At 61.0% G+C, this 13,501-nt stretch carries 14 protein-coding genes; 9 read left to right on the top strand and 5 right to left on the bottom strand.

Going from position 1 to position 13,501, the window contains the following annotated elements; translation table 11 throughout:
* The first annotated feature begins 496 nt into the window (after positions 1 to 496).
* From FGD77_RS14930 to FGD77_RS14905, 6 genes are read left to right on the top strand one after another with little or no spacing between them, the layout of a single operon-like run.
* Positions 497 to 823 carry a hypothetical protein gene (locus tag FGD77_RS14930; protein ID WP_255010948.1) on the top strand — a complete coding sequence of 109 codons (327 nt, stop codon included), beginning with the start codon at positions 497 to 499 and terminating at the stop codon, positions 821 to 823.
* 11 nt (positions 824 to 834) lie between these two features.
* Positions 835 to 1,215, top strand: a complete 381-nt coding sequence (locus FGD77_RS14925) for a hypothetical protein (RefSeq protein WP_255010947.1) — start codon at positions 835 to 837, stop codon at positions 1,213 to 1,215.
* 13 nt (positions 1,216 to 1,228) lie between these two features.
* Positions 1,229 to 1,396 carry a hypothetical protein gene (locus tag FGD77_RS14920; protein WP_255010946.1) on the top strand — a complete coding sequence of 56 codons (168 nt, stop codon included), beginning with the start codon at positions 1,229 to 1,231 and terminating at the stop codon, positions 1,394 to 1,396.
* 14 nt (positions 1,397 to 1,410) lie between these two features.
* Entirely contained in the window at positions 1,411 to 2,826 is a 1,416-nt protein-coding gene (locus tag FGD77_RS14915; RefSeq protein ID WP_255010945.1) for an APC family permease, read from the top strand.
* 60 nt (positions 2,827 to 2,886) lie between these two features.
* Entirely contained in the window at positions 2,887 to 3,576 is a 690-nt protein-coding gene (locus FGD77_RS14910) for a hypothetical protein (RefSeq protein WP_255010944.1), read from the top strand.
* On the top strand, positions 3,573 to 3,860 hold the full coding sequence (locus FGD77_RS14905) for a hypothetical protein (RefSeq protein ID WP_255010943.1): 288 nt from the start codon (positions 3,573 to 3,575) through the stop codon (positions 3,858 to 3,860). The genes FGD77_RS14910 and FGD77_RS14905 overlap by 4 nt, the downstream gene beginning before the upstream one ends.
* A 41-nt stretch (positions 3,861 to 3,901) precedes the next feature.
* Here FGD77_RS14905 and FGD77_RS14900 read toward each other — a convergent pair whose 3' ends face one another.
* Positions 3,902 to 4,942, bottom strand: a complete 1,041-nt coding sequence (locus FGD77_RS14900; RefSeq protein ID WP_255010942.1) for a hypothetical protein — start codon at positions 4,940 to 4,942, stop codon at positions 3,902 to 3,904.
* Positions 4,942 to 5,193, bottom strand: coding sequence for a hypothetical protein (locus tag FGD77_RS14895; RefSeq protein WP_255010941.1), 252 nt, complete (start codon positions 5,191 to 5,193; stop codon positions 4,942 to 4,944). The genes FGD77_RS14900 and FGD77_RS14895 overlap by 1 nt, the downstream gene beginning before the upstream one ends.
* Before the next feature lie 437 nt (positions 5,194 to 5,630).
* Here FGD77_RS14895 and FGD77_RS14890 point away from each other — a divergent pair, with 437 nt between their 5' ends.
* Together FGD77_RS14890 and FGD77_RS14885 are read left to right on the top strand one after the other, a co-directional pair.
* Positions 5,631 to 7,607: a hypothetical protein gene (locus tag FGD77_RS14890; protein WP_255010940.1), complete on the top strand. Its 1,977-nt coding sequence runs from the start codon at positions 5,631 to 5,633 to the stop codon at positions 7,605 to 7,607.
* Positions 7,608 to 7,611: 4 nt separating this feature from the next.
* A complete protein-coding gene (locus FGD77_RS14885) occupies positions 7,612 to 8,097 on the top strand; it encodes an SLATT domain-containing protein (protein ID WP_255010939.1) in 486 nt (161 codons plus the stop codon).
* 221 nt (positions 8,098 to 8,318) lie between these two features.
* Here the strand turns inward: FGD77_RS14885 and FGD77_RS14880 are convergent, their stop codons facing one another.
* The 3 genes from FGD77_RS14880 to FGD77_RS14870 all read right to left on the bottom strand — a co-directional run bounded on the left by FGD77_RS14880 (position 8,319) and on the right by FGD77_RS14870 (position 12,809).
* Positions 8,319 to 10,826, bottom strand: a complete 2,508-nt coding sequence (locus tag FGD77_RS14880; protein WP_255010938.1) for an FAD-dependent oxidoreductase — start codon at positions 10,824 to 10,826, stop codon at positions 8,319 to 8,321.
* 111 nt (positions 10,827 to 10,937) lie between these two features.
* On the bottom strand, positions 10,938 to 11,630 hold the full coding sequence (locus tag FGD77_RS14875) for a hypothetical protein (protein ID WP_255010937.1): 693 nt from the start codon (positions 11,628 to 11,630) through the stop codon (positions 10,938 to 10,940).
* Positions 11,631 to 11,828: 198 nt separating this feature from the next.
* Positions 11,829 to 12,809: a D-glycerate dehydrogenase gene (locus tag FGD77_RS14870; protein WP_255010936.1), complete on the bottom strand. Its 981-nt coding sequence runs from the start codon at positions 12,807 to 12,809 to the stop codon at positions 11,829 to 11,831.
* Between the two features lie 105 nt (positions 12,810 to 12,914).
* Here FGD77_RS14870 and FGD77_RS14865 point away from each other — a divergent pair, with 105 nt between their 5' ends.
* Positions 12,915 to 13,415 (top strand): SH3 domain-containing protein, encoded by a 501-nt coding sequence (locus tag FGD77_RS14865; protein ID WP_255010935.1) that lies wholly within the window; start codon positions 12,915 to 12,917, stop codon positions 13,413 to 13,415.
* The last annotated feature ends 86 nt before the right edge of the window (positions 13,416 to 13,501 follow it).

Raw genomic sequence — 13,501 nt, 5'->3', positions numbered from 1 at the left:
AGGATGGAGTTGGGGGATCGTCATGCGCCGGAAGAAATCGAAACGAACACCCGATGACATGCGCACAATTGCTGCTGCGATGGGAGTGGCCATGGATAGGATCGAAGGTCTATGAAACGGCCCTTGGCATATCCCCTCGACACGTCTCCGTCAGAGTCCGTCAGAAAACATTGGATTAAATTGGCTCCACCAGAAATGGACTGCATCTTGGCCTGCAAGGAGGCTAGAAGACCGCCCTGACCTGCTCAAGCGGATTCCCCCTGCCAAAGCCGAACGATGGTCTCGGTCGGCCGACCCGACAGCCGCCGGTACAGGGTTCTTTTTTGCATGGTCTTTCAGATACATGCCCCTGCCGACCATACCCCTGAGAGCGTTTGATAGGCCGTGAAAAACCTCCCCGATGTGGAAATTCGTATTGTCAAGATTGACACAAAGTCGCATCCTGTGCATTACTGGGCTTCCAAAGTTTTCACTGTCAATAAACAGCGCCACCAAAATGAGCGTTGCAATTCACAACCAACGGGAGCTCCCAATGCCTGACCTGCCCGAACGCATCAAGAAGATGCACAGCCGCGATACTGCTGTCGCGTGGGCCTTTGTAATCGGCCTGTGGCTGGCCATCACCTTTGTCGCTTTGGCCACCTGGAATCTCGCTCCCAGTGGGTCTGCGCGCATTGCTCTGTTGATCGGTGGTGCGACTATACTGGTTCTCAACACGGCCGCGATCGTCGCCATGTTGCGCCATTATCGCGAGGATCGCGATTTCATGTACGGGCTGGACATCAAATTTCTTGATCTCGCCCGCGCCCAGAAAAAACGCTGAAAGGACCGGATATGGCAAACTACATCCCCCCCGTCCAAAGCAAGATCGGGCAGGTCATCGACGTGATCGTTCTGTTGGTTCTGGCGGTCGGCGCGCTTTACCTGCCGCTCTTCCTGGGCCTGGCAGGCAGCGCACAGACATCAAACGTGCCGGACAACCCCACTTGGGAGAGCCTCGCACAGAACCCCACCATGGTCGAGAAATGGAACGAGCTTGGCTATGCCACAGCCGCCGACGCGGCCGAGCTGATCACTGCGCGTTTCGACTACTCCTTTTCGATCGCCAGCCTTCTGGTGATGATCGTCGTTGTCGTCGGATATTACGCCCTCGTGCTGCGGTTCTCCGGCAAGGAGTACGCCGAGGTGATTTCCGAAAAGTTTGGCGAAAAGTGAACGGGGACTGAACATGGATATCTGGAATATCATGGAATACGCCGCCTGGGGGCTTTCGATCGTCTTCGGGCTTTATATCGTCATCGACTGGATCAAGATCGACAGCAGCTACTCCGAAGAGGAACTGATGTCTTCGCGCGAGGGCGAGCTTGAGGCGATGACCGAAGAACATAAACTCTGAACGGGGAGAAAAAGATGTCTGATACGGATATCACGTCCAAAGAAATGGACGGAATGGGCCCCGGTGGGACCAAGGTCGGTCTGGCCCGGGTTCTGGGACCGGCGCATATCTGGGGCCTTGGCGTCGGGATCGTCCTGGTTGGCGAATACATGGGCTGGAACTTTGCTGTCGGCAAGGGCGGTGCCTATGCGGCGCTGCTCGCGTGCTGGTTCGCCGGAATACTTTATTCCTGCGTCGCCATGATCGACAGCGAGGTGACGTCGACCGTCGCCGCGGCTGGTGGTCAGTACACGCAGGCCAAGCATATCGTCGGCCCGCTGATGGCCTTTAACGTTGGCCTCTACCTAGTCTTTGCCTATACGATGCTGGAGGCTGCAAACGCGATCACCTTCGGCTTCTTGATAGACACGGTGGCCGGGATGACAGGCCATGAAGGTCTCGACGAGAGGCCCTTTATCGTTCTGTCGATCATGTTCCTGGCCTGGCTCAACTATCGCGGCGTTCTGGCGACACTGACCTTCAGCCTTGTCATCACCGCTTTCGCCTTTTGCGCGATTATCGCGCTCTTTCTGTCGACAGCGGTGTTCATGTCCGACAGCCCGCTGCGCCATCTCGAACTGATGACTGATCTACCCTATGGGTGGCTGGGTGTTCTGGCGGCGATGCATTTCGGCCTGTGGTATTACCTCGGGATCGAAGGCACATGTCAGGCGGCGGAGGAAGTTCGCTCGCCCGCGCGTTCGCTGCCCTTCGGCACGCTGGCTGGCATCATGACGCTGCTGATCGCGGCAACACTGACGTGGTATGTCTGCGTAGGTCTGATGCCGTGGGAGTATCTGGGCCAGTCTGGCGTTCCGCTATTCGATGCGGCGCGTCTGTCGGGATCGACGACGCTGATGGTGCTTCTGGGAATCGGTACGATGTTTGCCACACTGGCCTCGGCCAACGGTTGCATCAACGATGCCAGCCGGGCGTGGTTCGCCATGGGGCGTGATCACTATCTGCCTGACTGGTTCGGTGCTGTGCATCCCAAATTCCGCACACCCTATCGGTCGATCATCTTCCTTGTCCCGATCGCGATGATTTTCGCCTTGGGCGCACCTTTGGATCAGGTGATCACCTTCTCGATCCTGTCGGGCCTTCTGGGATACACCTTTATGCCGCTGAACGTGATCCTGTTCCGTCGCAAATGGCCACTGGACTCGATCAAACGCGGGTATGAGCATCCGTTCCACCCGGTTCCGGCGATCATTCTGCTTTCCCTGTGCGGGGTGACGTTCTTCGCCGTGTTCCTCGGCTACGGATCGCAACTGGTTGCGATGCTGAGTTTCTACATCATCGTTTCGCTCTGGTTCCACTTCTGGCGCTATCGTTTCGTGCGCCGTGCAGCGCAGTTCACGATGCCCTGGCCCAGGCCGCGCGGCTTCTGATAAACTCTACAGACCGGCCCGCCCATTCGGCGGGCCGGACCCTTTTGGACCGGAGGAACGATGGACCGATTTATCACAGGTGCGATGCTGATTGGGGCCGCCATCCTGCTCGTGCTGCTGTACCGGCACCTGCGCCGTGCCTCGGTCGAGCGTATTGCGCAGCGCGCAGGATATCTCGATACCTGCCGCGCACTGATGGACACCCCCCGCAACGGGCGCGCAGACAGCGGGTTTGCCCGGTTGGGCGGTCACTATCGCGGGGTCGAGGCGGATATTCAGGTGCTGCCCGACACGTTGACCTTTCGCAAGCTGCCCGCGCTTTGGGTGCTGGTGACGCTGCCGGGACCGCTGCCCGTGGGCGCCACGATGAACCTGATGATCCGTCCGACCGGGGTTGAACCGTTCTCGCGATTTCAGACGCTGTCTCATCAGTTGGATCGTCCCGATGATTTCCCCGAAGATTGCGCGGTTCGCACCGACAGCCGCGCCCATATGCCACCCGAGGATCTGGTACGCGCGCATCTGCATATCTTCGACGACCCAAAGGTCAAGGAACTGGTCATTTCGCCCAAGGGCGTGCGCATCGTGTTTCTGGCAGAAGAGGCGCAGCGCAGCCGATATTTGATCTATCGCGACGCTGAGATGGGCGTCGCCCCGCTGGCACCCGATCTGTTGCAGCCCAAGCTGGACCAGCTGATAGCCCTGCGCGCGGATGTGTTGAACGCCGGGGTGCAGGAGTTGCGCGCATGAGTATCGTTTCCCGCTCCCCGCCAAACCCTCGTCTGGTGCTGGTCGCGGCCATTATCCTGCCGGCCTCGGGCCAAGTGCTGAACCGGCAGCCGATACGCGGGCTGCTTTTTGCGTTCTTTATCCTGCTGCTGGGGGGCTTCACGCTCCAGACCGCAGCGCCTGACGTGTCAATCCTGGGCAAGCTGGCGGGAGGAATTTTCGTCTATGCAATGGCGATTTACGATGCCTACAAGACCGCCCGCATCCGCCACGAGGTCTGGAAGGCCGCAGGGTCCGCGCGCTGAGCAGCAGCTTAACATGCTCTCCTCGCCGCGCCAGCCGACCATTACTCGAGGCGCTCGCGCGCCAATGATGAGACGCGCGCAATGAACTGCGTCCGCGCAATGCCGACAATCACCCCAAAGAGATAGGCAACTGACGGCTTCGACTTGATGTCGAGCGTGCTCAACGCGCTGCGTACCTGTTCCGAGTTGCTGCCGACCTCGTCTGCGCCGATCGCGATCTGGAGAAAGCCAGTGTAGAACACGAGAAATGCAATCACCCCTACGATCGCATCAAGAAAGATCACGAAACCGCCACTTCCGATCCGGGCGCCGTCGGTGTCGAACTGATTGATCGAGGTAACCAACGACTGATGCGTAACAACCATGAAAAACAGGCGTCCGAGAAGCGTTCCGGAAACTACAAAGAGAAGTGAGCTGAAGAGCGCGGCGTAGCCGGACCAGTTGGTGGGGGCGGCCGCTGACGTGAAGAAATAATATAGCAAAAACCCAAGGATAGACGAGGCGGCAAAGGCATAGACGGTGTTGAAGGTGGGTCTGGATATCCGGGCGCGATGCGCAGGGGTGACGACCCTGTTCAGGAAGTCCGTCTCGAGCGCAGTCACATGCTGATCGAAGATGTCGGGTTCCGCAGCGCTTGCCTGCACCAGCCCGGCCTGAAAGATGCCCCTGAGCTGGCCTGCGAGTTTTGTCGCGGTCGGGTTTTCCCTGAACCGCGAGAGTTGCTGCATCAGACCGCCGATCTTCAGTGCTAGAACCAGTTGCTTATCCGTCGGCGCGCGCCCGGGCTTGAAATAGTAGACGAAGTGGAAAGGATCATTCTGCGTCACCGGCATAAGGCCGAACGGACCTCCGTCGTCGGTGTCTGGTGGCTCTCCGTCGGGCGGAGGGTGCGGGCCGATCTCCAGACCCTCCGGGCCCTCGCCCAGTTCGCTGGTGTAGTCTTCCTCCGCGCCGACAGCGCCGCCGTCCTGCGGCGTGTGGTCCTGGCTGCCAGCGGCATCAGCATCGCGCGCAGGTTCCTCACCGTCCAGGATGTCGCTGTGGGTCTCGCCACTCCTATCGATGATATCCGCAGGCTTCATTATCGTTTTCTGATCCGCTGACCGCAGGCTTCGCAGTGTGTCGGCGCCGGCCCGAGCCAGTAGGTCGAAATACCGTCGGTTGGTCCGATATCCAAATCCCTCGCTGCTCCAAGCATCACGGCGACATCCTCGATTTCCTTGGCCAGGCGCGCCACCTGCGCATGATCGACCTCGCCAGCTTGCTTCTCCTCAAGTGTCCTCTTCAGTTGGGCATGCAGCTTACCCAGCGCGGTGGGAAGTTGACCTTCCATAAATTCCCTCCCTTTCCTGACACATCTCAGCTGTCAATTCATCGGCGAGCACATATAGCTGTAGGAGAACTATGCAGGAAATCGCGAGTAATGTCATCACTGCAGCGCGCATCTGGCCCGGCACACCGCACAATGAACAGGCCAGCCTCGGGAAGTCGGCTGCACCTGAAATGTGAACCGCGCAGGGTTTGCCCGAGGCCAATTGCGTCACGTTTCGTGACCATTTCAAGCGCCGTACGCTGCGCATGATACTTGGTTTCGCACTCGATGGCGGGAAGTTTCCAACAGGATCCCGCAGCCGACAGTTGCCCCACCAGTCTGCCCGTCGGCGGGGACGGCCCGACGCTTCACTGGATTTGCATGCCCTTTAAAGCTATGATGAGTTTGCATTTATTTTCGCACGTTTTAATGTCCAATATTGCCATTGGCGGGAAGCCATGTCGCACATCAAAGGCGAAGTCATCCTGATCGCTCATCTACCCGGCGTGGTAATTCACGAGCCGAGTATTCCCTTTTTGACTGCGCGAACCGAACTTCAGCAATTGCCCTACGATCAATATCAGGCTCTGACGGGGGGCGCTCACGACCGCAAGAGCGAGTATGAACAGGGTGCGCCCGTCGTGCTGGTTTCGGCAACGCAAACGACCCTTGTTCCAGGGAAATCCCAGGGCGGAACCGGCTTTCTGGAGCTGAAATGCCCGGCACACAATCTCGACCTTCTGGCAACTCTGCCCAATGGCGATGCGGTCGCCTGGGCGCTAGACATGATTTATGCAGCCTGGGCGTCGCTTTCGCTTGCGCGTCCGCTGTCGGGGTTCATCCAGCCGCGTGTGTCGTCCTTCTTCCTCGTTCCCGATGGCAACACTCAATTTTCTTTTCGCGATGGCGTCTGTGACGGCATTCAGGTGCAGGGCGACGCCGATCACGAATATTTCCTTGCCTCCAGACTGACCGAGGCACCCCTGTCGCGGGCGGATATTCAACATGCCAACCGTAGCGCTGATCTGATCCGCTTGATCCAAGAGTCCCCGGCGCTGGCGGGTGCGCTGGAAACTTTCCTTGCCGCTCAGGACGCCGCACTGGGCCGGGTGGAACAGGCGACGCTCTGCATAATCGCGCTGGAGGAGCTTTTTCTGCGCGGCCAGACCAGCGGCCTGCAAAAGGCCTTCGTCGCGACCAGTTCCGCGCTTGCTCCCCAAGGCGCAGCGGTGAGCAAACGCGCGCTACGTGATCTCTACGACCTGCGCAGCGGCATGCTTCATGGGCGCACCGGCGACGTGGCAGCTGTTTCACCGCACACGCTGGCGCTCGCGCCTCAGCTGCTGGCCAACGCGATCCTCTCGCTCGCGGGGGCCGTGTCCGAGGGCGCAGACCTTGATACCCTTCTTGACGAAGGCCCGATGGCGTTGTCACGCATTGCGCAGCAAGACCCCTGGCAACCGCCGGATCAGTTCCGCCGCGATAACCGTATGTCCGGCCACCGCAGCTCCACCGTTTCACAGATGGGCGCTACAATGGGCGGGCCCGAGGGGCAAGCGATTGCATGGTCGCCCCTGATCGGCCTTGATTGCCCCACCGGCACTTTTCGGATTGGTGAAACTGTGCCTGTGGTGCTCGGCCCGCTGTCCTATTTCAAATTGGAGGAGTTGGAGGACCGCGAAATTCGCGAGGATTTCTTGCGCCGCACCAGCGCTGCCATACAGTTGGGCCAGATGCCCGATACGGGTCGCGCCTTGCTGCTGGTACCCGACGCCAGCAACGATGCCACGGGGATGCGGTTGCGCGCGCCGTGCGACTATCCGGGCGTTCGGGCGGCCGTCATCGCGCTTCGGACTTTGGGCTTTGGCACCTTCCTCGACCCGGTCCTGCTCGGGGAATACTATTTCGAGGGCAACATCCGCCTGCGCTTGCCCAGCGTGTTTCGTCAGACTCTGCTCACGCACTGGATCGATGAGGCGGACCGTCCCGACGCCGCAGCACTTTCAAAGGCCAGCTCCCTCGCCGATACCGTCCTGAGGATCGCGCGGGACCATCCCGGTATCGACCGGCAGTTCACCCTGCTGCGCGAGGCCTTCTTTCATCCCATCATCAGCAATCCGGTGCGCGCCAGACTGTGTTTTGCGTTTTGCGACGCTGTGATAGGGCGTTTCTCCGGTCCTGATATCGGTGCACAGGTCGCACACCTGTCGCAGAAAATCGCCCCGGGCATAACTGGGACGTGGTTCGCCGAAGAGGCGCGCGGGTTGCGCAACAGACTCGCCCATACCAGCGCCCACGACGTTCCAAAGGCAGAACTGAACCAACTGCTCGCGTTCTCGCAACAGCTCGCGCTGCGGCTCTTGCGTTACTGGGCGGGGACCGACGGGGACGTCTCGATCAAGGGATTCCGGGCGGATATCAAAGAGGAGCTTTGAACAAATGAATGAGACCATAGCCACGCCAGAAGATGCGCAGATCCAGTTCGTGTTGGACAAGTTGCAGCAGAACAAAGTGTTTTTCTCCCGCCAAAGCATCAAAAGCAAGCGCGCCTGGGTTTTAATCCGGACGGCGACGATCCTGCTCAGCGGTGCGGTGACAGTCATTCTGGGGCTGAAGGCTTCGCCATGGGTCGCGATCAACACTGATCTGACGGCAAACATCGCGCTTGTTCTCAGCGCTTTCGCAGCATTTCTTGCCGCCGCCGAGGCGGCCTATGATTTCCGCTGGACGTGGATCAACTACACCCTGACGATGACAAGGCTCTACGGGCTTGAGGATAATCTGCAATACAAGCGTGCGGCAGGCGAAGTGACCCAAGAAGATCTGGACGCGGTCTTTGCGGAATTTTCGGACACGCTGGCAGGGGTAAACGAAAAATGGTCAAAGCGTCGGATGCGCGAGGGTGGAGCGGCGAAGGCAAGCTGACAAGCCTGAATGGCCCCATAGCGACAACCGCGTTACAGCGTTGCCGCCAGACTGATGACCACCGGGTTGGCGCGCAAATATCGAAATGGACTGGGTCTTGCCACCCAACGAGGCCAGAAGACCGCCCTGCCCCGCTAAAGCGCATTCCCCGGCAAAGCCCAAGCTAGGCCAGCGGGTCAGTAAAACCGCCGCGCCCCTTTCAGGGCGCGGCGGTCCTTTTCTCAACCGTCCTGACGAATAACCACGTTCTTCGGATCATACGGGCTATCCTCGGTCACGGTCGCGTCCCAGAGCTTGTCCATGATCTTGACCTTCAGCACCGTCCCCGGCACCACCAGTTCAGGACGGATATAGCCCATGCCGATGCTTTTGCCGAAGGCCACCGAATAGCCGCCCGAGGTCAGGCGACCGACGCGCTCACCGTCCTCGGTGTATAGCACTTCACGGCCCCACGGGTCGGCGTCGTCCGGCCCGTCAATCAGCAGCGTGCAGCATTTGGCACGCATGCCCATCTCGACCAGCTTGTCCTTGCCGTGGAAATCTTTCTCCAAGTCGACAAAGCGCGGCAGATCGGCCTCCAGCGGTGTTGCGTCACGGCCCAGTTCGTTGCCGAAAGCGCGATACGACTTCTCCTGCCGCAGCCAGTTCTGCGCACGGGCGCCGACCAGCTTCATGCCGTACTTCTCGCCTGCCTTTTCCAGCAGGTCGAACAGGTAGTTCTGCATCTCCATCGGGTGATGCAACTCCCAGCCCAGCTCGCCGGTATAGGCGACGCGGATTGCGTTGACCGGACACATGCCCAGTTCAATCTGGCGCGCCGTCAGCCAAGGGAAGCGCTTGTTCGACAAGGCCGTTTCAGGATCGGCGTCGACGATGACATCCTTCAGAACGTCGCGCGATTTCGGTCCGGCGATGGCAAAGACGCCCCATTGGGTTGTGACGTCCTGGATCTCGATATAGCCGAACTCCTCTGTCTTGTCCTCGGCGGCCTTGCGCAGGAAATCGGCATCGTATTCGGTCCAGGCGCCGGCGGAGACGAGGTAGTAATTGTTCTCGCCGTTGCGCACGATGGTGTATTCCGTGCGCGTCGTGCCATTCACGGTCAGGGCATAGGTCAGGTTGATACGGCCCACTTTGGGCAGCTTGTTGCAGGTGAACCAGTCGAGGAAGGCGGTCGCGCCCGGTCCCTTGACGATGTGCTTGGAGAACGCGGTGGCGTCGATCAGGCCGACGCCCTCGCGGATCGCCTTGGCCTCGTCCACCGCGTGCTGCCACCAGCCACCACGGCGGAAGCTGCGCGCCTCGTCGTCGAAATTGTCGGGCGCATCGAGAGGGCCGAAATAGTTGGGCCGCTCCCATCCGTTGACGAAACCGAACTGCGCGCCGCGCGCTTTCTGCCGGTCATAGGCGGGGGCCGTGCGCAGGGGGCGGCAGGCGGGCCGCTCTTCGTCCGGGTAATGCAGGATATAGACGTGTTCGTAGCACTCCTCGTTCTTGCGCGCGGCAAAATCGGTCGTCATCCAGTTCGACGAATACCGCTTGGGGTCGAGGCTGGCCATGTCGATCTCGGCCTCGCCATCCACCATCATCTGGGCAAGGTAATAGCCGGTGCCACCCGCCGCCGTGATGCCAAAGCTGAAGCCTTCGGCCAGCCACATGTTGCGCAGACCCGGCGCCGGGCCGACCAGCGGGTTGCCGTCAGGGGTGTAGCAGATCGGGCCGTTGAAATCATCCTTCAGCCCGCATTCCTCGCAGGACGGGATACGGTGGTTCATCGCCATGTACTGATCTTCGATCCGCTCCAGATCCAGCTGGAACAGATCCGCGCGGAAACTGTCCGGCACGCCATGCTCGAACCGCGCGGGCGCGTTCGGCTCGTAAACGCCGAGGATCCAGCCGCCGCGCTCTTCGCGCACATAGGACTGCGCGTCGGCGTCGCGGATGACGGGGTGTTCAACATTACCTTCGGCACGGAATTTCACCAGCTCCGGGTCCTGGTCCATCACGATGAACTGATGTTCAACAGGGATCGCGGGCATCTTGATGCCCAGCATCTTGGCGGTGCGCTGCGCATGGTTGCCGCTGGCGGTCACGACATGCTCGGCGGTGATTACCACCTGCTCGTCGGAAGGCACCAGATTGCCGCCCTTCTCGACCATCTTGGTCGCGGTGACTTCCCACGCTTCGCCGTTCCAATGAAACGAATCGGCCTGCCATTTACGCTCGATCATCACGCCGCGCTGGCGGGCACCTTTGGCCATCGCCATGGTGACGTCGGCAGGGTTAATATAGCCATCGGTCTGATGATAGATCGCGCCCTTCAGATCATCGGTGCGGATCAGCGGCCATTTCGCCTTGATTTCGTCAGGAGTCATCCATTCGTAAGGGACGCCGCAGGTTTCGGCGGTCGAGGCGTAGAGGCGGTATTCGTCCATCCGCGCGTCCGTCTGGGCCATGCGCAGGTTGCCGACGACGGCAAAACCCGCATTGAGGCCGGTCTCCTCCTCCAGCGTCTTGTAGAACTTGATCGAATAGTCGTGGATGTGGGTCGTTGCGTAGCTCATGTTAAAATAGGGCAGAAGGCCAGCGGCATGCCACGTTGAGCCGGATGTCAGTTCGTCCCGCTCCAGAAGCATGACGTCATCCCAGCCGGCGCGTGCCAGATGATAGGCTATCGAGGTGCCGACGGCACCGCCGCCGACGACTAGGGCTTTGACATTGGTTTTCATGCGCTGGGACTCCGATGGGCATTTGTTGCCACGCTTCTATCATGTCCAGCGCGTGGCGCGCGGCCCATCCGACATAACGGATGGCAAAACCGACGCGCGGTCGCTGCGGCGCTAGTTTGCCAGCGCCGCATCCAGCCTGCCAACGGGAAAATGGGGCGCAAGCAGCGGTCGCAACTCGGCCCGACGGGGCGTAGCCGGATCGTAGAGCGTGTAGCAGACGTAATCCTCCAGCAGCGCCGCCTGCTGTTCAAACCCGAATTTCAGGAAGGTGGCGTCTGGCCCCGGTACATAGAAATAGGGGTCCATGTTGACGAAGCTTTCCAACGCCGCCCGCGCGGGACGGTAGCCGGTGATGCGCCGGTTCTGCCACTGCCAGACATGGACCAGTTCATGCGCCAGCACCAGGGCCTGAGGGAACCGCGCAGAGCGCGGCCAATCCGGCGCCAGATCAGCGCGGTAGAATTCGCGGCTCATGTGGACCCTGCTCCACAGCGCCCAGCCGGGGGGCGGTCCACTGCGCGGCTCGGGCGCCGTGCGATCGCACAGGCCACTCACCTGATTCTCCACGATGATCGGGTAGAGATCGGAGGTGTCGGGCGTCTCGGGCGGTGGCGGCAAAGGCGTGAACCCCCGTGCGATGCGCACGGCATCCAGATCCAGCGATGGCCCGAGGATATCAGCGGCAAAGCGGCGTTCATTCTGCGTGAGGGGCCGCGCACAGCCCGCCAGCGCCAGCGCGCATGTCACCGCCAGCACGGTCAAGCGCGCGAATGTGCCGCGCCCTGTCTGCCCCATCCCGCCCATGTGCCCCTGCCATTGCTTTGTTTGCCCGCATCCTTGCGCGTTAGGGCGCAAAGGCCAAGGGGGGACGCCCAGCCCCGCCGGAGAATGGTAGCCGTTTGGGCGAGGCGGCCGCCGCGCCAATCTCGGGCGCGGTGGCATCGGCGGCCTGCTGCGCCGCCGCCCGCCAACAGCAATCGCGCCAGAAGCAGCGCGCGTATGTTACAGCATCGCCGGAACGACCTGATCGGGCGGGCGGTGGCCGTCCTGAAAGGTCTTGATATTCACCAGAACCTTCTCTCCCATTTCCATCCGCCCCTCGATAGTGGCCGAGCCCATGTGAGGCAGCAGTACGACATTCTTCATCGCGCGCAGGCGTGGATTGGACGCGTCCTCGTAGACATCCAGCCCCGCGCCCCCGATTTCGCCCGCGCGCAGCATCCGCGTCAGGGCGTTCTGGTCGATCACTTCGCCGCGCGACGTATTCACAATCACCGCGCCCTCCTTCATCAGCGCCAGTCGACGGGCGTTCATCAGATGAAAGGTCGAAGGGGTATGCGGGCAGTTGACCGAAATCACATCCATTCGCGCGACCATCTGATCCAGGCTCTCCCAATAGCGCGCGCCCAGTTCCTCTTCGATCTCGGGGCGCAGGCGCTTGCGGTTGTGGTAATGCACCTCCATGCCAAAGGCCGCCGCGCGCCGCGCCACCGCCTGCCCGATCCGGCCAAGGCCGAGAACCCCCAACCGCCGCCCCGACACGCGCCCGCCCAGCAGCGCGGTCGGCGACCATCCCCGCCATTCGCCCGATTGCATCAACGCAAGCCCCTCGGGGATGCGGCGCGTGACGCTCAGGATCAGCGCCATGGTCATGTCGGCGGTGTCATCTGCGGACACGCCCGGCGTGTTCGACACTAGAATGCCCCGCTGGCGCGCGGTCGCCACGTCGATATGATCAACCCCCGCGCCGTAATTCGCAATCAGCTTGAGCCGGTCGCCGGCCTGCCCGATCAGCCCCGCGTCGATCCGGTCCGTGAGCGTCGGCACCAGAACATCGGAACCACGTGCAGCCGCCACCAGCTCCTCGCGGGTCATCGGGGTGTCGTCCTCGCGCAGCGTGGTGTCGAACAACTCGCACAGGCGGGCCTCGACCGGTTCGGGCAAGCGCCGCGTCAGGGCAACACTCAGACGGTGAGATGGCATGAAGCGTCTCCTTGATCTTCCATGTTCACATTCTTCGTGACATGGTGGCGCAGTAACGGGCGGGGCACAAGAACCCCGCAGGTCAGAACGGGCAGAAATCTGAATATGGTCAGGCCATTCCGAACGCTTTGGGTGTTGGCGCTTGCCGCCACGTTTCCTATTTCACTCGCAGCGCAGGATCGCGGTCCGGTTACCAACCTGCCGCTACCGCGTTTTGTGTCGATGAAGGCAGCCGAAGGATACGCGCGGCGTGGCCCCAGCCGGACACACCGCATCGACTGGATTTTTCGCAAGCGCGACACGCCTTTGGAAATCACCGCCGAGCATGGACATTGGCGCCGCGTGCGTGACCGCGACGGCGCGGGCGGCTGGATGCATTATTCGCTGCTGTCTGGCGTACGCACCGTGCTGGTCGAGCAGGACATGCTGCAATTGCACACGAATCCTGACCCAAAATCTCTGGTCGTGGCCCAGATGGAGCTGGGTGTCATCGCTCGCATTGATGAATGCAGGCGCGACTGGTGCGATCTGTCGGTTGGCGGCTATGGCGGCTGGGTGGCGAAATCTGCCCTCTGGGGCGTCGGCCCCGAAGAAACACTGGACTGATCCGGCCCCTTTGACAGCCCCCTTCACGCCTATTCATCACGCAAGTCACGACGCCCGCAAAGAAACCCGCGAAAAGGCCAGAATAT

The sequence above is a fragment of the Roseovarius sp. M141 genome (genome assembly GCF_024355225.1).
Lineage (GTDB): Bacteria > Pseudomonadota > Alphaproteobacteria > Rhodobacterales > Rhodobacteraceae > Roseovarius.
The sequence above is the reverse complement of the archived record's forward strand: the minus strand, read 5'-3'. Positions and strand labels throughout refer to the sequence as shown.

Coding starts and splice junctions, on each gene's coding strand:
- FGD77_RS14910 (WP_255010944.1), top strand. CDS start 2,887: ATGGACCGATTTATCACAGGTGCGATGCTGATTGGGGCCGCCATCCTG.
- FGD77_RS14895 (WP_255010941.1), bottom strand. CDS start 5,193: ATGGAAGGTCAACTTCCCACCGCGCTGGGTAAGCTGCATGCCCAACTG.
- FGD77_RS14920 (WP_255010946.1), top strand. CDS start 1,229: ATGGATATCTGGAATATCATGGAATACGCCGCCTGGGGGCTTTCGATC.
- FGD77_RS14885 (WP_255010939.1), top strand. CDS start 7,612: ATGAATGAGACCATAGCCACGCCAGAAGATGCGCAGATCCAGTTCGTG.
- FGD77_RS14875 (WP_255010937.1), bottom strand. CDS start 11,630: ATGGGCGGGATGGGGCAGACAGGGCGCGGCACATTCGCGCGCTTGACC.
- FGD77_RS14930 (WP_255010948.1), top strand. CDS start 497: ATGAGCGTTGCAATTCACAACCAACGGGAGCTCCCAATGCCTGACCTG.
- FGD77_RS14865 (WP_255010935.1), top strand. CDS start 12,915: ATGGTCAGGCCATTCCGAACGCTTTGGGTGTTGGCGCTTGCCGCCACG.
- FGD77_RS14900 (WP_255010942.1), bottom strand. CDS start 4,942: ATGAAGCCTGCGGATATCATCGATAGGAGTGGCGAGACCCACAGCGAC.
- FGD77_RS14870 (WP_255010936.1), bottom strand. CDS start 12,809: ATGCCATCTCACCGTCTGAGTGTTGCCCTGACGCGGCGCTTGCCCGAA.
- FGD77_RS14925 (WP_255010947.1), top strand. CDS start 835: ATGGCAAACTACATCCCCCCCGTCCAAAGCAAGATCGGGCAGGTCATC.
- FGD77_RS14880 (WP_255010938.1), bottom strand. CDS start 10,826: ATGAAAACCAATGTCAAAGCCCTAGTCGTCGGCGGCGGTGCCGTCGGC.
- FGD77_RS14890 (WP_255010940.1), top strand. CDS start 5,631: ATGTCGCACATCAAAGGCGAAGTCATCCTGATCGCTCATCTACCCGGC.
- FGD77_RS14915 (WP_255010945.1), top strand. CDS start 1,411: ATGTCTGATACGGATATCACGTCCAAAGAAATGGACGGAATGGGCCCC.
- FGD77_RS14905 (WP_255010943.1), top strand. CDS start 3,573: ATGAGTATCGTTTCCCGCTCCCCGCCAAACCCTCGTCTGGTGCTGGTC.